Source organism: Streptomyces paludis (assembly GCF_003344965.1).
Lineage (GTDB): Bacteria > Actinomycetota > Actinomycetes > Streptomycetales > Streptomycetaceae > Streptomyces > Streptomyces paludis.
Window position 1 is genome coordinate 5,989,194 of sequence record NZ_CP031194.1, and the last position, 19,118, is coordinate 6,008,311.

Here is a 19,118-nt window from a genome sequence, read left to right on the forward strand (position 1 = left end):
CCCACCGCCGCCGCGTTCCCGCTTTCGGCGTGCTCGCGCGGTGGCGCCGGGCGGGCCGGTGGAGACCCGCCGGGCACCCGGCATGAAGCCGCGTCAGTTTCCCGTCGCGTCGCGGGCGACACGGACGGGTGAAGCGGTGGCACACGTGTCCCCAGCCGTTCACACCGGTAACCTCACCACCATGGCCTCACGTACGTCCGGCAATGGTTCCCAGGGCACGGAGGGCACCGCGAAGCCGCGGGCCGGCCGTACGACCGGCGGCGCCAAGGCGGCGCCCGCCAAGAAGACGGCGGCGAAGAAGCCGGCCCCCGCGAAGAAGGCCCCGGCCAGAAAGCCCCCCGCGAAGAAGGCCGCCGCCCGGCCGGCCCCCAAGCCCGCGCCGTCCCCCACAGGGGGCGTGTACCGGGTGGTACGCGCCGTATGGCTCGGCGCGGCGCACGGTGTGGGCGCGATGTTCCGCGGCATAGGGCGTGGCGCGAAGGGGCTCGACCCGGCACACCGCAAGGACGGGGTGGCTCTGCTGCTGCTCGGCCTCGCGCTCGTCGTCGCCGCCGGGACCTGGTCGAATCTTCAGGGCCCGGTCGGCGATCTGGTCGAGATGCTCATCACCGGAGCCTTCGGCCGGCTCGATCTGCTCGTGCCGATACTGCTGGGCGCCGTCGCCGTGCGGCTGATCCTCTACCCGCAGCGGCCCGACGCCAACGGCCGGGTCGTCATCGGTCTCTCGGCGCTGGTCGTCGGAGTGCTCGGGCTGGTGCACATCGCGTGCGGCTCCCCGGGGCGCGGCGAGGGCGCCGAGGCGATGCAGGACGCGGGCGGGCTGATTGGCTGGGCCGCCGCCATGCCACTGATTCTCGCCACGGGCGAGGTGCTTGCCGTACCGCTGCTTCTGCTGGTGACCGTGTTCGGGCTGCTCGTCGTCACGGCGACCCCCGTCAACGCCATTCCGCGGCGGCTGCGGCAGCTCGGAGTCAGGCTGGGCATCGTCGAATCCCCCTATGGACGGGGGCATTTCCACGATGACCGGTACGACGATCCGGCCGATCAGTACGACGATCGGTACGGCAATGATGACGAGCGCTACGACCAGCAGTGGCGCGAGGCGCTGCCCAGTGCCGGGCGCCGTCCATCAGCGCGCCGGGCCGCGCCCCCGGAGGAGTACGACGCCGACCGGGCCGAGGCCGCGGCGCTCGCCAAGCGGCGCCGGCCGCGCCGTCCGTCCGTACAGCCGTCGATGGAGCGGTCCATGGACGCCGTGGATGTGGCGGCGGCCGCCGCGGCGGCCCTCGACGGCGCCGTGCTCAACGGGATGCCGCCCTCGCCGATCGTCGCGGACCTCACCCAGGGCCTCTCCACGGACCGTACGCGCAAGCCCGGGCACGGGACGGGGGAGCGGCGGTCCGACCGGCTCCAGGAGGCGGACGAGAGCGCCGTGGAGCGCTCCGCGCCCGTCCCCACGGCGCGCGAGGCGCCCGCGCGGCCCGCGGGCGTACGCCCCGGGGTGTACGCCCCGGTCGCGGACCTGACGAAGCCCACGCCCACGGTGGACAAGCCGCTGCCGGCGCGGGCCGAACAGCTCCAGCTCAGCGGGGACATCACCTACTCGCTCCCGTCGCTGGACCTGCTGGAGCGCGGCGGCCCCGGCAAGACACGCAGCGCCGCCAACGACGCGGTGGTCGCCTCGCTCAGCAATGTCTTCCAGGAGTTCAAGGTCGACGCCGCCGTCACCGGCTTCACCCGGGGACCGACGGTGACGCGGTACGAGGTGGAGCTGGGGCCGGCCGTGAAGGTCGAGCGGATCACCGCCCTCACCAAGAACATCGCGTACGCCGTCGCCAGCCCCGACGTACGGATCATCTCCCCGATCCCCGGCAAGTCGGCGGTCGGCATCGAGATCCCCAACACCGACCGCGAGATGGTCAATCTCGGCGATGTGCTGCGGCTCGCGGACGCCGCCGAGGACGACCATCCGATGCTGGTCGCGCTCGGCAAGGACGTCGAGGGCGGCTACGAGATGGCCAATCTGGCGAAGATGCCGCATCTGCTCGTCGCGGGGGCGACCGGCTCGGGAAAGTCGTCGTGCATCAACTGCCTGATCACCTCGGTGATGATCCGGGCGACCCCGGACGACGTCCGGATGGTCCTCGTGGACCCCAAGCGGGTCGAGCTGACCGCGTACGAGGGCATCCCGCATCTGATCACCCCGATCATCACCAACCCCAAGCGGGCCGCCGAGGCGCTCCAGTGGGTGGTGCGCGAGATGGATCTGCGCTACGACGACCTGGCCGCGTACGGCTTCCGGCACATCGACGACTTCAACAAGGCGGTACGGGCCGGCAAGGTCAAGGTGCCGGAGGGCAGCGGGCGCGAGCTGTCGGCGTATCCGTATCTGCTGGTCATCGTGGACGAGCTGGCGGACCTGATGATGGTCGCGCCGCGTGACGTCGAGGACTCCATCGTCCGGATCACCCAGTTGGCCCGCGCCGCCGGTATCCATCTGGTGCTCGCCACCCAGCGCCCCTCGGTCGATGTCGTCACCGGTCTGATCAAGGCGAACGTGCCCTCGCGGCTGGCGTTCGCGACCTCCTCGCTGGCGGACAGCCGGGTCATCCTCGACCAGCCGGGCGCGGAGAAGCTGATCGGCAAGGGGGACGGGCTCTTCCTGCCGATGGGGGCGAACAAGCCGACCCGTATGCAGGGCGCGTTCGTCACGGAGGAGGAGATCTCGGCCGTCGTCCAGCACTGCAAGGATCAGATGGCGCCCGTCTTCCGGGACGACGTGGTGGTCGGCACGGCGAAGAAGAAGGAGATCGACGAGGACATCGGCGACGATCTCGATCTGCTCTGCCAGGCCGTCGAACTGGTGGTGTCCACCCAGTTCGGTTCGACCTCCATGCTCCAGCGGAAGCTGCGGGTCGGGTTCGCGAAGGCGGGCCGGCTGATGGACCTGATGGAGTCGCGGAACATCGTCGGCCCGAGCGAGGGCTCCAAGGCGCGTGACGTCCTGGTGAAGGCGGACGAGCTGGACGGGGTGCTCGCCATCATCCGCGGTGAGCCGCCGGTCTAGCACTGTCTACGGGACTGGCGCGACGCGCCGGGGCGGGACCCGGAGGGGGGAATCTCCGGGGTATTCGGAGGAACCCGTAGGGCAACCGTTTCCCTTGGCCGGACGTCAAGTTGGGAAAGGGGGGAAGATGGTGTTCCCACCCCATGCCATTCGGCCATTCCGATGGCGTACAAAGTACATCCGCCCGGTTGCCCCACCCTTTCGTACCACCCATAGACTGAGCGTCCAGCAGGTGGCTACACGCTCGAAAGGCGCCCCCGTGTCCATCGGCAAATCTCCCGACGGCAAGTCCTCAGACGGCCACGCTACCGAAGACCACGCTCCCGGCGGTGACTCCGCCGAGGCCACACCCCCCGAAGACGTACGGCCCTCGATCGGCCGGGCGCTTCAGCACGCGCGGATCGCCGCGCGTCTCACCGTCGACGAGATCAGCGGCTCCACCCGGGTGCGCGTCCCCATCGTGCACGCGATCGAACAGGACGACTTCACGCGCTCCGGCGGTGATGTCTACGCCCGCGGCCACATCCGTATGCTCGCCCGCGCGGTCGGGCTTGATCCCGCGCCCCTCATCGATCAGTTCGACGCCGAGCGCGGCGGGCGTCCCGCGCCGACGCCCGCGGCGCCGATGTTCGAGGCGGAACGGATTCGGCCGGAGCGGCGCCGGCCCAACTGGACCGCCGCGATGGTCGCGGCGATCGTCGCCGTGGTGGGCTTCGTCGGCTTCACCGCGTTCAACGGCGGGGACGCCGGGACCAAGGAGAAGCCGGTCGCCGAGGGCCCCAAGCCCGACCGGACCAGCACCCGGCCGACCCCGCCGAAAACGGCCGACCCCAAGCCCGAGCCGTCGGACAGCGCCATCGCGGCGGCCCCGCGCGACAAGGTCACGGTCAAGCTGTCGGCCATAGACGACAAGAGCTGGATCTCCGCGAAGGCGCACAACGGCAAACTGCTGTTCGACGGACTTCTCCTCAAGGGCGATTCGAAGACCTTTCAGGACGACGAACAGATCGATCTGATCCTCGGGAACGCGGGCGCGATCGAGCTGTATGTGAACGGCAAGAAGGTCGAGGACGAGTTCCAGCCCGGCCAGGTCGAGCGGCTCTCGTACACACAGGGCGATCCCGAAGCGGGCTGAGCAACCCTGCACGGTAAGGGCGGGGCCAGGACAAAGTAGTCTTGAGCCCATGCCCGAACGCCGTACCGTCGCCCTTGTCACTCTTGGCTGCGCCCGTAACGAGGTGGACTCGGAGGAGCTTGCAGGCCGCTTGGCAGCGGACGGCTGGGAGCTTGTCCAGGACGCCTCCGGGGCGGATGTCGCCGTCGTCAACACCTGCGGATTCGTCGAAGCCGCGAAGAAGGACTCCGTCGACGCCCTGCTGGAAGCCAACGATCTGAAGGATCAAGGCAGAACGCAGGCCGTCGTCGCCGTCGGCTGCATGGCCGAGCGCTACGGCAAGGAGCTGGCCGAGGCGCTGCCCGAGGCGGACGGGGTGCTCGGCTTCGACGACTACGCCGATATCTCCGACCGGCTCCAGACCATCCTCAACGGCGGCATCCACGCCTCGCACACCCCGCGCGACCGGCGCAAACTGCTGCCGCTCAGCCCGGTCGAGCGGCAGGGCGCCGATGTGGCGCTGCCCGGTCACGCGCAGACCGCCGCCGAGCCGGCCCCCGACCCGGCCGCCGCGCCCGCGGACCTGCCGGACGGGGTCGCACCGGCCTCCGGTCCGCGCGCGCCCCTGCGGCGGCGGCTCGACACCAGCCCCGTCGCCTCCGTGAAGCTGGCCTCCGGCTGCGACCGGCGCTGCTCCTTCTGCGCCATCCCGTCCTTCCGCGGGTCCTTCATCTCCCGGCGCCCCTCCGATGTGCTCGGCGAGACGCGCTGGCTGGCCGAGCAGGGCGTCAAGGAGGTCATGCTCGTCTCCGAGAACAACACGTCGTACGGCAAGGACCTCGGTGACATCCGGCTGCTGGAGACCCTGCTGCCGGAGCTGGCCGACGTCGACGGGATCGAGCGGATCCGGGTCAGCTACCTCCAGCCCGCCGAGATGCGGCCCGGGCTGATCGATGTGCTGACCTCCACGCCCAAGATCGCGCCGTACTTCGATCTGTCCTTCCAGCATTCGGCCCCGGGCGTCCTGCGCGCGATGCGCAGATTCGGGGACACCGACCGCTTCCTGGAGCTGCTGGAGACCATCCGGGGCAAGGCCCCGCAGGCCGGGGTGCGCTCCAACTTCATCGTCGGCTTCCCCGGCGAGAGCGAGGCCGACTTCGCCGAGCTGGAGCGCTTCCTCACCGGCGCGCGGCTCGACGCCATCGGGGTCTTCGGCTACTCGGACGAGGACGGTACGGAAGCCGCGACGTACGACGGCAAGCTGGACGCGGATGTCGTCTCCGAGCGGCTGGCGCACCTGTCGCGGCTGGCCGAGGAGCTGACGGCGCAGCGGGCCGAGGAGCGGCTCGGTGAGAGCCTGGAGGTGCTCGTCGAGTCCGTCGAGCCGGAGGGCGCCGACGGCGAGGCGGCGGTGGGCCGGGCCGCGCACCAGGCGCCCGAGACCGACGGCCAGGTGATCTTCACCTCGCGTGAGGGACTGCGTCCCGGACTTATGGTCGGGGCGAAGGTGATCGGCACCGAGGGCGTGGACCTGGTGGCCGAGTGCTACGAGCTTCCGGGGGACGTCTCCCGGACCCCGGGCGAGGAGGCGGCCAGATGACCGGAGTCCCGGCGTCCGCGGCGGGCGGCACCGGAGCGACACCGGTGACGGGTGGTACCGGAGGTACGTCCGGGCCCGGCGGGAAACCGGGAAGCGGTACCGGCGCCTCCGGTGGTGCGGGTGCCGGCGGCAAGCTGGGAGCGGCCGTGGTCAATCAGGCCAGTCTGTGGAACATCGCCAATATCCTCACCATGGTGCGGCTGGTGCTCGTGCCCGGATTCGTGTTCCTGCTGCTCCAGGACGGCGGTTACGACCCCGTCTGGCGGGCCTGGGCCTGGGCCGCGTTCGCCGTCGCCATGATCACGGACGTCTTCGACGGCCATCTGGCCCGTACGTACAACCTGGTCACCGACTTCGGCAAGATCGCCGACCCGATCGCGGACAAGGCGATCATGGGCGCGGCGCTGATCTGTCTGTCCGCGCTCGGCGATCTGCCGTGGTGGGTGACGGGGGTCATCCTTTTCCGTGAACTGGGCATCACGCTGTTGCGGTTCTGGGTGATCAGACACGGAGTGATCCCGGCCAGCCGCGGCGGCAAGATGAAGACGCTGGCGCAGGGGGTGGCCGTGGGGATGTACGTACTCGCGCTGACCGGGCCGCTGGCGACGCTGCGGTTCTGGGTGATGACGGTGGCCGTCGTGCTGACGGTCGCCACGGGGCTGGACTATGTGCGCCAGGCGGTCGTGCTGCGGCGTCAGGGCCTGGCGGCGGAGCGTGCCGAGGCGGAGTCCGGGCGGTGAGCAGCGGGGCGGGGGCGCCGGCCGGCGGCGGCACGGCCGCGGCGGTGCTGGAGGCGCTGGTGGCGCGGGGCGCGACGCTGGCCGTCGCGGAGTCCCTGACCGGCGGGCTGGTCGCCGCGGAGCTGACGTCCGTACCCGGTGCCTCCCGGGCCTTCCGCGGGTCCGTCACCGCGTACGCGACGGACCTCAAGCGGGACGTTCTGGGCGTCGACGGGCCCCTTCTGGAGGAGCGCGGCGCGGTGGATCCCGAGGTCGCGCGGCAGCTGGCGGCCGGGGTGCGCCGGGTGCTGGGGGCGACCTGGGGCGCGGCGACCACCGGGGTGGCGGGCCCCGATCCGCAGGACGGGCAGCCGGTCGGCACCGTGTATGTGGCGATTGCCGGACCGGAAGGTGTGGGGAAAGTGGCCGCGCTGCGGTTGAACGGCGACCGGGCGGACATCCGTAAAGAGAGTGTACGGAGCGTGCTCGGGCTACTCCTCAGCGAACTGTCCGGGAACGGGCGGGCACAGGATACGGAACAGAACGGGGGGAATTGATGTTTGCAGCCCTGAGTGAACACGACATCGCTCCCCGCACGGCCGCAGCGCAAGGCGGTACGGTGGGGCGTGAAGGATGCGGCTACGCGGTCCGAGGAGGGAGCCACCGATGATTCTGCTCCGTCGCCTGCTGGGTGACGTGCTGCGTCGGCAGCGCCAGCGCCAGGGCCGTACTCTGCGCGAAGTCTCCTCGTCCGCCCGAGTCTCGCTCGGCTATCTCTCCGAGGTGGAGCGGGGGCAGAAGGAGGCATCCTCCGAGCTGCTCTCCGCGATCTGCGACGCGCTTGACGTACGGATGTCCGAGCTCATGCGTGAAGTGAGCGACGAACTGTCGTTGGCGGAGCTGGCCGCGTCGGCGGCGGCGAACGAGCCGCTGTCTGCGCCAGTACGCCCCATGCTCAACTCTGTCTCTGTGACGTCGGTGGCCGGAGTGCCGACGGAGCGGGTGACGATCAAGGCGCCCGCCGAAGCGGTGGACGTCGTCGCCGCCTGACGGCGATCAGGACGATCAGGGGCCCCGACCGGTATGCGTACCGGCCGGGGCTTTGTCGTACCCGTTCCCCTCGCAGTTCCGTTCCCCGGTCCCCGTTCCCCGCTCCCCGTTCCCGTCTTGCCGTCGTTCTCGGGGAGACCGTTTTATGGCATTTGTGCCATGGTGGGAGCAGAGAACGGACGTCAGTGCATATCGGTACGGAAGTGGAGGATCCTGCATGTCTGTCGTGAGGAGTTCCCTGTCCGAGGAGAATCTGAAGCTGGTCGGTGAGGCGCTCCAGGGCGCGCTGGTCGATCTGGTGGATCTCTCGCTGGTCGCCAAACAGGTGCACTGGAATATCGTCGGACCGCGCTTCCGGTCCGTGCACCTTCAGTTGGACGAGGTCGTGGCCACGGCGCGACAGCATTCGGACACGGTCGCGGAGCGGGCGTCGGCGATCGGGGTGACACCGGACGGGCGGGCCGCGACGGTGGCGGGGACGAGCGCGATCGGGCCCGTGCCCAACGGGTGGATCAAGGACACGGACGCCGTACGGCTGCTGGTGGACGCGCTGGGGGCGGTGTCGGCGCGGATGCGGGAGCGTATCGAGGTCACGGACGAGCCGGATCCGGTGACGCAGGACGTGCTGATTCAGGTGGCCGCCGACCTGGAGAAGCACGCGTGGATGTTCCAGGCGGAGAGTGCGTGACCGGCACGCGCCGGAGTGTGCCTCCGATGCGCCCTCGCGGCGGGTGATCGGGCGGGACTAGGGTCTTTCGTTTGGATCAGGCCGGATCAGGGAGCGGGGTCCGGTGCCGTGGATCGCAAGGCGGAGGAGGGAGGCGACGCGGAGCGTCGCCGACTGACGACAACGCGGCGAGGCGCGGTGCCGGGGCACGCGAGCCCGGCATGATCCAAACGAGAGGCCCTAGGGTCGGCCGGAGGCGGCAGCCGAGGAGGCAGCCGAGGAGGCAGCCATGGAACGGCGATGGACGCTTCTGCCGGCGGTGGCACTCGGTGGGGTGTGGTGGTGGGCGGTGCTGCGGCTCGCGCTGGAGCCCGAGCGGACCGGACTGGTGGAGGGGGCGGTGGCGGCGGGGGGCTGGGGACTCAGCCTGCTGCCCGTCCATGTCGCCGCGTCACGGCGGCGGAGGGCGGGGCGGATTGCCGAGCGGGCTCCGGAGCACGCTCCGGGGGCGGCGGGTGCCGGAACGGTGGCGGGGCCGCTGCCGGGACGGGCGGTGGGCCGGGAGACGGGCCGGGAGGCGCCGCCGGCGAGCCGTCAGCAGAGGGGGCCCGACTGGCAGGAGGGACACCAGTAGGTGGGGCGTCCCTCCTGGTCCGCCGTACGGACAGGGGCGCCGCAGCGCGGGCAGGGACGGCCGCCGCGACCGTACACGGAGAGCCGCCGGGCGGCGCCGGGCCGGTCCCGGTTGGCTTCCAGCAGTCTCTTCGCCGCCGTCACCAGGCGCTCGGGTGACGGGAGTTGACCGATCGGAAGCCAGGGCGTCGCCCGGACGGCGAAGCAGGTCTCCGACTTGAAGACATTGCCGATGCCGGCGAGGTTGCGCTGGTCGAGCAGGGCCGGCCCGAGCGGCCGGGCCGGATCGGCCAGCAGATTGCGCAGGGCAGTGGCCGGGTCCCAGTCGGGGCCCAGCAGATCGGGACCGAGATGGCCTACCACCCGCTCCTCGTCGCGGGTGCGCAGCAGTTCGAGGACGGGCAGGCGGTAGCCGATCGCCGTGCGCTCGGCCGTGGCGAGGACGGCCCGGATCTGGTACGCCGGGCCGCCGCGCCAGCGCTCGTCGCGCCCGTACACCTTCCAGGCGCCGTCCATCCGCAGATGGGAGTGGAGGGTGAGACCGCCCTCCAGGCGGGTGAGGAGATGCTTGCCGCGCGGGACCACTTCCAGAACGGTCAGGCCGGTGAGATCGGCGGTCGCGAACCGGGGCACCCGCAGCTCCGCCCGCGTGAGCGGCTGCCCGGCGAGGGCGGCGTGCAGGCGCTGGGCGGTATGGAGGACGGTGTCTCCTTCGGGCACGTCTTCCATGATGCGGTACGGAGGGCGGCGTGGGCGGAAAGGGCCGTCGCGTCCCGGCGCACGGGTCTCAGGGGCGCAGGCGCAGCCCCCTGGGGGTCGCGTGGAAGCCCGCCGCTTCGAGCGCACGTCCCAGCGGGGCGGTCAGGGCGGGCAGGCCGTTGGCCCGCTCCACGGTGACGGCTCCGAGGGCGCCCGCGCGCGCCGCTCCGGCCAGGGCCTCCGTCGCGGCGCGCAGCGCGGGGTCCTCCGGGTCCGCGGGCCAGGCGAGCAGGGTCCGGCCGCCGCGCTCCATGTACAGCGTCAGCTCACCGTCGACCAGGACGACGAGCGACCCCGCCTTGCGGCCCGGCTTGTGCCCGGCGCCGGCCGGGGGATCCGGCCAGGGGAGCGCCGCGCCGTACGCGTTGGCCGGGTCGGCGGCGGCCATGACCACGGCGTCCGGCGCGGGCCGCGCCACGGCGCGGTCGTGGGCCGTCGCGGCGGCGCGCAGCCGGTCGACCGCGCCGTCCATCGCGAACTGGGCGGCGCCCAGGCCCTCGACGACATAGCCGCGGCGGGCCTGTCCGCTGTCCTCGAACGCCGACAGCACCCGGTAGACCGAGGAGAAACCGCCCGCCACGCCCTCGGCCGCGACGGCGCCCCGGGTCACCACGCCGTGCCGGTCCAGAAGGGTGCGGGCCAGCGCGTGGGCCCGGTGGGTGGGGTCGGGCTCCGGCGCGGGGAGCAGCGACCAGCGGCCGCTGACGGTGGGCGGCCCCGAGCGGGAGGCGGGCCGGGCGGGGGCCGCCCCCGTGCCGTACCGCCCGCGCGGCACCGCGCGCCGGGTCCGGTGGGCCGTGGCGCCCGCCGTACGGCCGGAGCCGAGGAGGGAGCGCAGCGGGGCCAGGGTGTCGTTGGTGAGCCGACCGGACCAGGCGAGGTCCCAGAGGGCGTCGGCGAGCTGCGGGTCCGTCGCGTCCGGGTGGGTGGTGGCGCGGACCTGGTCTGCGATCTGCCGGAAGAACAGCCCGTACCCGCCCGAGAGCGTGGTCAGTACGGATGCGTGGAGCGCGGTCTGCTCCAGGGGGCGTGCGGGGGCGAGCAGCAGGGGCGCGGCGTCGGCGGGACAGAGCGACACCCAGCCGTCCTTGCCGGGCAGGGAGCCCGCTCCGGCCCACAGCACCTCGCCGGTGGTGGTCAGCTCGTCGAGCAGGGCGGGGGTGTAGCCGGAGACACGGGACGGCAGGATCAGCTTCTCCAGCGCGGAGGCGGGGACGGGCGCGCCCTGCAACTGCTCGACCGCGCGCGCGAGTCCGTCGATGCCCCGCAGGCTGTCGCCGCTCAGATGCTGCCACCGCGGCAGGAAGGTGGCGAGCGCGGCGGGCGGCACCGGCTCCAGCTCCTGGCGCAGCGCGGCCAGGGAACGGCGGCGCAGCCGGCGCAGCACGGTGGCGTCGCACCACTCCTGGCCGATGCCGGAGGGGTGGAACTCGCCCTGGACGACCCGGCCGCTCGCGGCGAGACGCTGGAGGGCGCCGTCCGTGACCGCGGTGCCGAGGCCGAAGCGCCCGGCGGCGGCTGAGGAGGTGAACGGACCGTGGGTCCGGGCATAGCGGGCGAGGAGGTCGCCCAGCGGGTCCTTGAGCGGTTCGGTGAAGGCTTCGGGCACACCGACCGGCAGCGCCGTGCCGAGCGCGTCGCGCAGCCGGCCCGCGTCCTCGATGGCGGCCCAGTGCGCGGTCCCGCCGATCCGTACCCGGATGGCGCGGCGGGCCGAGGCGAGCTCCTCGGCCCAGGAAGGGTCCGCGCCGCGCTCGGCCAGCTCCTCGTCGGTGAGCGGGCCCAGGATCCGGAGCAGATCGGCGACGCCTTCCGGGTCCTTGACGCGCCGGTCCTCGGTGCGCCACCGCAACTCGCGCTCCAGCTCGGCGAGTACGTCCGGGTCGAGCAGCTCCCGCAGCTCGGCCTGGCCCAGCAGCTCGGCCAGCAGCCGCGAGTCCAGCGACAGCGCGGCCGCCCGGCGCTCCGCGAGGGGCGAGTCCCCCTCGTACAGAAACTGGGCGACATAGCCGAAGAGCAGGGAGCGGGCGAAGGGGGAGGGCTCCGCCGTGGTGACCTCGATCAGCCGGACCCTGCGGGACTCGATGTCGCCCATCAGCTCGCTGAGTCCGGGGACGTCGAAGACGTCCTGGAGGCATTCGCGCACCGCCTCCAGCACGATGGGGAACGAGCCGAACTCGCTCGCCACCTGAAGGAGCTGGGCGGCGCGCTGGCGCTGCTGCCAGAGCGGGGTGCGCTTGCCGGGGCTGCGGCGCGGCAGCAGCAGGGCCCGCGCGGCGCACTCCCGGAACCGGGAGGCGAACAGCGCCGAGCCGCCCACCTGTTCGGTGACGATCCCCCGGATGTCGCCCGCGTCGAACGCGACATCCGCGGCGCCGAGGGGCGCCTGCTCGCTGACGAAGGCCGGTCCGGCCCCGTCCGGCCCGTCGCCGAGCAGGTCGAGGCCCATCGGATCGGCGTCCGGGAGGCGCAGCACGATGCCGTCGTCGGCGTGCATGACCTGCGCGTCCATGCCGTACCGCGCGGAGAGCCGGGCGCCGAGGGCCAGCGCCCAGGGCGCGTGGACCTGGGCCCCGAAGGGGGAGTGGATCACCACCCGCCAGTCGCCCAGCTCGTCGCGGAACCGCTCGACCAGGATCGTCCTGTCGTCGGGGATGTGTCCGCAGGCACGGCGCTGCTCGTCGAGGTAGGCGAGCAGATTGCCGGCGGCCAGTGTGTCCAGCCCGGCGGCCGTCAGACGCGGCCGGGCGTCCTCCTCGGTGAGGGAGCCGACCTCGCGCAGGAACGCGCCCACGGCCCGGCCCAGCTCCAGCGGGCGGCCCAGCTGGTCGCCCTTCCAGAAGGGCAGCCGGCCGGGGACGCCGGGGGCGGGGGAGACCAGGACCCGGTCGCGGGTGATGTCCTCGATCCGCCAGGACGACGTACCGAGCGTGAAGACATCGCCGACCCGCGACTCGTAGACCATCTCCTCGTCCAGCTCGCCGACCCGGCCGCCGCCCTTCTTGGGGTCGGCCCCGACGAGGAAGACACCGAAGAGACCGCGGTCGGGGATGGTGCCGCCCGAGGTGACGGCGAGGCGCTGGGCTCCCGGCCGGCCCGTGACCGTACCGGTGACGCGGTCCCACACCACGCGGGGCCGCAGCTCGGCGAAGGCGTCGGAGGGATAGCGCCCGGCGAGCATGTCCAGCACGGCGGTGAACGCCGACTCGGGCAGCGCGGCGAACGGGGCGGCGCGGCGGACCAGGGCCAGCAGGTCGTCGGCCTGCCGGGTGTCCAGTGCGACCAGCGCGACGAGCTGCTGGGCCAGCACGTCCAGCGGGTTGGCCGGCACGCGGAGCGCCTCGATGGCTCCGGCCCGCATACGTTCGGTGACCACGGCGGCCTGCACCAGATCGCCGCGATACTTCGGGAAGACCACTCCGGTGGAGACCGCGCCCACCTGGTGGCCCGCGCGGCCGACCCGCTGGAGGCCCGAGGCGACCGAGGGCGGCGACTCGACCTGGACGACGAGATCCACCGCGCCCATGTCGATGCCCAGCTCCAGACTGGAGGTGGCCACGACGGCGGGCAGCCGGCCGGCCTTGAGGTCCTCCTCGACCTGGGCGCGCTGCTCCTTGGAGACCGAGCCGTGGTGCGCGCGGGCGAGCAGGGCGGGCGCGCCCCGGGCCGCACCCGACTGGGCCATGAGCTGGGCGGGGGAGTGCTCCTCGGGCATCGTCTCGCCGGTCGCCCGTTCGTACGCGATCTCGTTGAGCCGGTTGCACAGGCGCTCGGCCAGCCGGCGGGAGTTGGCGAAGACGATCGTGGAGCGGTGTGCCTGGACGAGATCGGCGATCCGCTCCTCCACATGCGGCCAGATCGACGGCTTCTCCGCGCGCTCCGGGTCCGCCGCCCGGTCCGGCGCGGGGGAGCCGCCCAGCTCGCCCAGGTCTTCGACCGGGACGACCACGGAGAGGTCGAACTCCTTCCCGGAGGGGGGCTGGACGATCTCCACCCGGCGCTGCGGCGACAGATAGCGGGCCACCTCCTCCACCGGCCGCACCGTCGCCGACAGTCCGATCCGGCGGGCCGGGCGCGGCAGCAGCTCGTCCAGCCGCTCCAGGGACAGCGCGAGATGCGCGCCGCGCTTCGTCCCCGCCACCGCGTGCACCTCGTCCAGGATCACCGTCTCGATGCCGGCGAGCGCGTCCCTGGCGGCGGACGTGAGCATCAGGAACAGCGACTCGGGCGTGGTGATCAGGATGTCGGGCGGCCGGATGGCGAGGGAGCGCCGCTCGGCTGCCGGGGTGTCGCCCGAGCGGATCCCCACCCGCACCTCCGGCTCGGGCAGTCCGCGCCGCGCGGACTCCTGCCGGATGCCGGTGAGCGGGCTGCGCAGATTGCGCTCCACATCGACGGCGAGTGCCTTGAGCGGTGATACGTACAGCACCCGGCAGCGCTTCTTCGGCTCGGCGGGCGGCGGCGAGGAGGCGAGCCGGTCCAGGGCGGCGAGAAAGGCGGCCAGTGTCTTTCCCGAGCCGGTCGGGGCGACCACCAGCACGTCGGAGCCCTCCGCGATGGCACGCCAGGCTCCCTCCTGCGCCGCCGTGGGCGCGGGGAAGGCCCCCGTGAACCAGCCACGGGTCGCGGGGGAGAAGGAGTCGAGCGCGGAGCGTGCCATGTCCCCCATCGTGCACCCGACCACTGACAATCGCCCGGACCTGGGGAAACGGGCCGCCGGCGGGGGTACGGGGCGGTCTCCCGGCCGGGGCGGGGCCCGCCGCGGACCCGGGGGCGGATCTTGTGGGGGACGGCGCAGAATGAGGGCATGGCACGGCGGGAGCAGGCACGGCACTGGCGCTACTCGGAGCTGCCCGGGGTCGATCTGCTGCGGGCGCGCTACATCGACAAGACGTTTCTGCCGCACACGCACGAGACCTTCGTCATCGCCGCGGTCACGCACGGGGTCGATGTCTTCCAGCACAGCCAGGGAAAGCAGTACGCGGGCCCCGGCGCGCTCGCGCTGATCAACCCCGACACCCCGCACACCGGCCATGCGCAGGACGCGGAGGGCTGGCGGTACGGGGCGGTCTACCCGGCGGCCGAGGTGGTCGCGGCGATCGCCGCCGAGACCACGACGCTCCGCGGCACGCCCGGTTTCGCGGCCCCCGTGGTGGAGGACCGGTACGCGACCCATCTCGTGCACCAGGTGCTGCGCGCCGCCGAGGAGGGCAACGCCCTCGCCGCGGACACCCTCCTGCGGGTCGCGGTGACCCGGCTGCTGCGGACGAACGGCGGCACGCTCCGGCAGCGGCGTCCGGCGACCGGTGCCGGGGCCCGGCACGCGGCACGCGCGCGTGCCGTGCTGGAGGCGCGCATGGCGGACCCGCCGTCCCTGGAGCGGCTCGCCGCCGAACTCGGGACCGGCCCCTTCGCCCTGCTGCGCGCGTTCAAGGACGCCTACGGCCTGCCGCCGCACAGCTGGCTCACCGACGCGCGCGTACGCCGCGCCCGCCGGCTCCTGGAGGCCGGTACGACCCCGGCCGAGGCGGCCGTGACCGTCGGGTTCACCGACCAGCCCCATCTCAACCGGCACTTCACCCGGATCGTCGGGGTCCCGCCCGGGGCGTACCGCAAGGAGCGGCTGGGGCTCACGGGCTGAGCACGGGCTGAGCGCAAGAACGTACAAGACGGGGCCGCCCGCGCCCCGTACCGTCCGACGGGTGGCAGAACAGACAACGTCCGCTTCGGCGGACATACCGGAAGACGGTCCTCGCGCGAGCGCGCCCGGATCCCCGCCCGCACCGGCGGGCAAGCCCGACTCCGCCGTCGTACGCGACGCGCTGGGGGTCGGTATCGCCGTCGGGCTCTCCGGCTTCGCCTTCGGGGTCACCTCGGCCGGCGCCGGCCTCTCCGTGGGGCAGACCTGCGCGCTCAGCCTGCTGGTCTTCACGGGAGCCTCGCAGTTCGCGCTCGTCGGCGCGCTCGCCGCGGGCGGCAATCCGCTCACCGCCGCCGCCGGAGCGTTCTTCCTGGGCGTGCGCAACGCGTTCTACGGGCTGCGGCTGTCCCAGCTGCTGCGGCTGCCGGGGCCGGTGCGCCCGCTGGCCGCCCAGTGGGTGATCGACGAGACCACGGCCGTCGCGCTCGCGCAGCCCTCGCGGCGCGCCGCCCGGATCGGCTTCACGGTCACCGGGCTCACGCTCTACACGCTCTGGAACCTCAGCACCCTCGCCGGGGCCCTCGGCGCGGAGGCGCTCGGCGACACCGCCGCGTGGGGGCTCGACGCGGCGGGGCCCGCGGTCTTCCTCGCCCTGCTCGCGCCCATGCTCCGTACGGCCACGGAACGGACGGTCGCGGGCCTCGCGGTCGTCCTGGGACTCGGCTTCCTGCCGGTGCTGCCCGCCGGGGTGCCGGTGCTCGTCGCTGCCCTGGCGGCGCCCGCCGTCCTCTGGTACGAGGGCCGACGGCGCACAACGAGCGGAAAGGGAACGGACCGTTGACCATCTGGATCGCCATCGGCGCGACCGCGGTCGGCTGCTATCTCGTCAAGCTGCTGGGTCTGCTCGTCCCCGCGGCGGCGCTGGAGCGCCCGCTCGTCCAGCGGCTGTCGGCGCTGCTGCCCGTCGCGCTGCTCGCCGCACTGACCGCGCAGCAGACCTTCAGCGACCAGGGGGCGCTGGCGCTGGACGCCCGGGGGGCCGGGCTCGCGGCGGCGGCCCTCGCGCTGGTCCTGCGCGCCCCCTTCCTGGTGGTCGTGGGGGCGGCCGTGGTGGCCACCGCGGGCGTCCGGGCGCTCGGCGGCTGACCCGGGCCGGCGGCCGACGGATCAGCCGATGTGCCGGCCGTACGCCCGCAGGGTCCGCAGGGCCTCGATGGTCACGATCGGCCGCGACTCCCGCACGGGGCCCGGCGCCCACGCGCGCCGGGTCACCGGCCAGCCGCCGTCCTCCGCCTGCCGCCCGGCGAGGAAGTCCAGCGACCGCGCCATCTCCCCGTCCGTGAACCAGTGGCGGGCCAGGGACTCGGGCACGCGCGCGTAGTCGTGCGGGAAGTGGTGCTCGCCCGGCGCGTACCCCGGGGGCACGCGGTACGCCGACCGGTCCCGCGGATCGAGTACGGCCAGCCTCCGCTTCCGTACCAGCCGGCCGAGCCGGTCCGCCGCCGCCTCGGCCCGCGCGCGGTCGGGGACGCCGTCCAGGAAGGCGACCGCGGCTTCCACTTCGTACGGGTGCGTTTCCTCCAGCGCTTCGACGGCGGCCCAGCAGAAGTCGGTGGCGCGGAACAGCCAGGCGTGCCAGACATCGTTGCGGCGCAGCAGCCCGACCACCGGCCCGGTCGCCAGCAGGGAGCTTCGCGCGCCGTCGGCGACCGGGAGGAAGGGCGCGTGCGGAAAGCCGCTCAGTGAGGGATGGACGGCGGGCAGCGCGCCCTCGGGGGTCGACACCGCGGTGAGATACCGGCAGATCAGCTCGGCCCGCGGCCCGTCGCAGCGGCCGATGGAGTCGAGGACGCGCAGCGCGTGCGCCGTGTGCAGCGGCTGGCTGACGGGGCCGCGCAGATCGGGTTCGAGCCCGTGCCCGTACCCGCCGTCCTCCTCGCGGTACGCGGTGAGCGCCGCCTCGACCGCTTCTCTGCCACGGCCGGAGCCCTTGTCCCGGTCGAGGAAGTGGTACGCGAACCGCCGCTGTTCGAGGACGCGCGCCGTCAGCCAGATGAACCGCTCGGCGCGGGCGAGGGGGGACGCGGGGGATCCTGCGGTGCCAGCCATGGTCCGACCGTAGGCCGCGGCGGCCGGGGAACGAGGGGGTACGGGCCGGGCGGCACTCTCAGGGGCGCGATACTGAGGGCATGCGGTTGACGATTTTCTGGGAGCGGATGGCGGACCACTTCGGCGCCGCCTATGCCGACTCCTTCGCCCGTGACCATGTGATGGCCGAACTGGGCGGCCGTACGGTGCACCAGGCGCTCGACTCCGGCTGGGAGGCCAAGGACGTCTGGCGCGCGGTCTGCACGGCCATGGGGATTCCGGCTGAGAAACGCTGACATGCGCGCGGCGGTCCGGTCCGTCCGGGGCGGAGCGGTGTCACAGCCGTAGGCCAGACTGGATCCGTGGCACCGACTGACGACACCGCACCGGGCGGGCAACCGCCGATTCCCTCGCCGAGTTCTCCCGCTTCTCCGGCTTCTCCCGTGGTCGCACGACAGGCCACGTCGCCCGGGTCGCCGGCGGCGGAGCCGTGCCCACCGGAGCCGTCCCCACCGGAAGGTTCCGGGGGGCACGGCGGGACCGGTAGCGACGGCGGTCACGGCCGGATGCCCGGGTGGCTGCCGCGCGCCATGGTCCTCGCGCTGGCGCTCCTCGGCTGCTTCCAGCTGGGCAGCTGGGCGTTCCACCAGCTGGTCGGGCTGCTGATCAATGTGCTGATCGCCTTCTTCCTGGCGCTGGCGGTCGAGCCCGCCGTCGGCCGGATGGCGGACCGCGGTATCCGGCGGGGGCTCGCCACGTTCCTCGTCTTCTTCGCGGTGCTGATCGCGAGCACCGGCTTTGTCGTGATGCTGGGCTCAATGCTGGCCGGTCAGATCATCGACATCGTCGATTCCTTCCCCCAGTACCTCGACTCGGTGATCAACTGGATCAACCAGACCTTCCACACGGAGCTGTCCAGGGTCGCCGTCCAGGACAGCCTGCTCCACTCCGACTGGCTCCAGAAGTACGTGCAGAACAGCGCGACCGGGGTCCTCGACGTCTCCACGACGCTCCTGGGCGGGCTGTTCCGGCTGCTGACGATCTTCCTGTTCTCGTTCTACTTCGCGGCGGACGGGCCCCGGCTGCGGCGCGCGCTCTGCTCCGTGCTCCCGCCGGCCAGACAGGCCGAGGTGCTGCGCGCCTGGGAGATCGCCGTCGCCAAGACGGGCGGCTATCTCTACTCACGGGGGCTGATGGCGCTTGTCTCCGGTGTGGCGCACTACATCATGCTGGAGTTCCTGGACGTGCCGTACGCGCCCGCGCTGGCGGTGTGGGTGGGGCTCGTCTCCCAGTTCATCCCGACCATCGGCACCTATCTCGCCGGCGCCCTGCCGATGCTGATCGCCTTCACCGTGGATCCCTGGTACGCGCTGTGGGTGCTCGGATTCGTCGTGATCTACCAGCAGTTCGAGAACTACATGCTCCAGCCGAAGCTCACCGCCAGGACCGTCGACATCCATCCGGCCGTGGCCTTCGGCTCGGTCATCGCGGGGACGGCGCTGCTGGGCGCGGTCGGCGCGCTGATCGCGATTCCGGCCGTCGCGACCTTGCAGGCGTTCCTCGGGGCGTATGTGAAGCGGTACGACGTGATGGACGAGCCCCGGGTGCGGGGCGGGGGCCGCGGGGGCGGCCGGCGCGGTCCGTTCGCGGCGCGGCTGCGGCAGACGCTGCGCCGCGAGCGCGCTTGACAGTAAAATCGAACATCCATTCTGATGGAGGCGGGCGGTGTTTCCCCGAGCCGGTGGGTGCGGCGTGTGATGGCGTGTCCGGTGGCACCGGA

At 72.9% G+C, this 19,118-nt stretch carries 16 protein-coding genes; 13 read left to right on the top strand and 3 right to left on the bottom strand.

The genetic code is table 11. The annotated features are described in order from the left end of the window. The first annotated feature begins 181 nt into the window (after positions 1 to 181). The 8 genes from DVK44_RS26475 to DVK44_RS26510 all read left to right on the top strand — a co-directional run bounded on the left by DVK44_RS26475 (position 182) and on the right by DVK44_RS26510 (position 8,851). On the top strand, positions 182 to 3,067 hold the full coding sequence (locus DVK44_RS26475; RefSeq protein WP_114662585.1) for a DNA translocase FtsK: 2,886 nt from the start codon (positions 182 to 184) through the stop codon (positions 3,065 to 3,067). Between the two features lie 373 nt (positions 3,068 to 3,440). Further along, positions 3,441 to 4,202: a helix-turn-helix domain-containing protein gene (locus DVK44_RS26480; protein WP_228447679.1), complete on the top strand. Its 762-nt coding sequence runs from the start codon at positions 3,441 to 3,443 to the stop codon at positions 4,200 to 4,202. Between the two features lie 49 nt (positions 4,203 to 4,251). Beyond that, complete coding sequence (gene rimO / locus DVK44_RS26485) at positions 4,252 to 5,781, top strand: 30S ribosomal protein S12 methylthiotransferase RimO (RefSeq protein ID WP_114662592.1); 1,530 nt, start codon at positions 4,252 to 4,254, stop codon at positions 5,779 to 5,781. Continuing rightward, positions 5,778 to 6,521: a CDP-diacylglycerol--glycerol-3-phosphate 3-phosphatidyltransferase gene (gene pgsA / locus DVK44_RS26490; protein ID WP_114662595.1), complete on the top strand. Its 744-nt coding sequence runs from the start codon at positions 5,778 to 5,780 to the stop codon at positions 6,519 to 6,521. The genes rimO and pgsA overlap by 4 nt, the downstream gene beginning before the upstream one ends. Next, the gene (locus tag DVK44_RS26495; protein ID WP_408055359.1) at positions 6,518 to 7,057 is read left to right on the top strand and encodes a CinA family protein; all 540 of its coding nucleotides are present in this window, start codon (positions 6,518 to 6,520) and stop codon (positions 7,055 to 7,057) included. The genes pgsA and DVK44_RS26495 overlap by 4 nt, the downstream gene beginning before the upstream one ends. A 109-nt stretch (positions 7,058 to 7,166) precedes the next feature. Then, positions 7,167 to 7,550, top strand: coding sequence for a helix-turn-helix domain-containing protein (locus DVK44_RS26500; protein WP_114662598.1), 384 nt, complete (start codon positions 7,167 to 7,169; stop codon positions 7,548 to 7,550). Positions 7,551 to 7,767: 217 nt separating this feature from the next. Next, the gene (locus DVK44_RS26505) at positions 7,768 to 8,238 is read left to right on the top strand and encodes a Dps family protein (protein WP_114662599.1); all 471 of its coding nucleotides are present in this window, start codon (positions 7,768 to 7,770) and stop codon (positions 8,236 to 8,238) included. 268 nt (positions 8,239 to 8,506) lie between these two features. Beyond that, positions 8,507 to 8,851: a hypothetical protein gene (locus DVK44_RS26510; protein WP_114662602.1), complete on the top strand. Its 345-nt coding sequence runs from the start codon at positions 8,507 to 8,509 to the stop codon at positions 8,849 to 8,851. Here the strand turns inward: DVK44_RS26510 and DVK44_RS26515 are convergent. Next, a complete protein-coding gene (locus DVK44_RS26515; RefSeq protein WP_114662604.1) occupies positions 8,812 to 9,570 on the bottom strand; it encodes an Fpg/Nei family DNA glycosylase in 759 nt (252 codons plus the stop codon). The two genes, DVK44_RS26510 and DVK44_RS26515, sit on opposite strands and share 40 nt — an antisense overlap. Before the next feature lie 67 nt (positions 9,571 to 9,637). Beyond that, the gene (locus DVK44_RS26520) at positions 9,638 to 14,269 is read right to left on the bottom strand and encodes an ATP-dependent helicase (RefSeq protein ID WP_114662607.1); all 4,632 of its coding nucleotides are present in this window, start codon (positions 14,267 to 14,269) and stop codon (positions 9,638 to 9,640) included. Between the two features lie 147 nt (positions 14,270 to 14,416). Here DVK44_RS26520 and DVK44_RS26525 point away from each other — a divergent pair, with 147 nt between their 5' ends. The 3 genes from DVK44_RS26525 to DVK44_RS26535 all read left to right on the top strand — a co-directional run bounded on the left by DVK44_RS26525 (position 14,417) and on the right by DVK44_RS26535 (position 16,396). Then, positions 14,417 to 15,250: an AraC family transcriptional regulator gene (locus DVK44_RS26525; RefSeq protein ID WP_114662609.1), complete on the top strand. Its 834-nt coding sequence runs from the start codon at positions 14,417 to 14,419 to the stop codon at positions 15,248 to 15,250. Between the two features lie 61 nt (positions 15,251 to 15,311). After that, positions 15,312 to 16,091 (top strand): AzlC family ABC transporter permease, encoded by a 780-nt coding sequence (locus DVK44_RS26530; protein WP_114662611.1) that lies wholly within the window; start codon positions 15,312 to 15,314, stop codon positions 16,089 to 16,091. Continuing rightward, the gene (locus DVK44_RS26535; protein ID WP_114662613.1) at positions 16,088 to 16,396 is read left to right on the top strand and encodes an AzlD domain-containing protein; all 309 of its coding nucleotides are present in this window, start codon (positions 16,088 to 16,090) and stop codon (positions 16,394 to 16,396) included. The genes DVK44_RS26530 and DVK44_RS26535 overlap by 4 nt, the downstream gene beginning before the upstream one ends. A 21-nt stretch (positions 16,397 to 16,417) precedes the next feature. Here the strand turns inward: DVK44_RS26535 and DVK44_RS26540 are convergent, their stop codons facing one another. Continuing rightward, positions 16,418 to 17,359 (bottom strand): hypothetical protein, encoded by a 942-nt coding sequence (locus DVK44_RS26540; protein WP_114662615.1) that lies wholly within the window; start codon positions 17,357 to 17,359, stop codon positions 16,418 to 16,420. Positions 17,360 to 17,439: 80 nt separating this feature from the next. Here DVK44_RS26540 and DVK44_RS26545 point away from each other — a divergent pair, with 80 nt between their 5' ends. Continuing rightward, positions 17,440 to 17,634: a DUF3046 domain-containing protein gene (locus DVK44_RS26545; RefSeq protein ID WP_114662617.1), complete on the top strand. Its 195-nt coding sequence runs from the start codon at positions 17,440 to 17,442 to the stop codon at positions 17,632 to 17,634. A 270-nt stretch (positions 17,635 to 17,904) separates the two neighbouring features. Next, positions 17,905 to 19,026: an AI-2E family transporter gene (locus DVK44_RS26550; RefSeq protein WP_114662619.1), complete on the top strand. Its 1,122-nt coding sequence runs from the start codon at positions 17,905 to 17,907 to the stop codon at positions 19,024 to 19,026. Positions 19,027 to 19,118 lie beyond the last annotated feature (92 nt).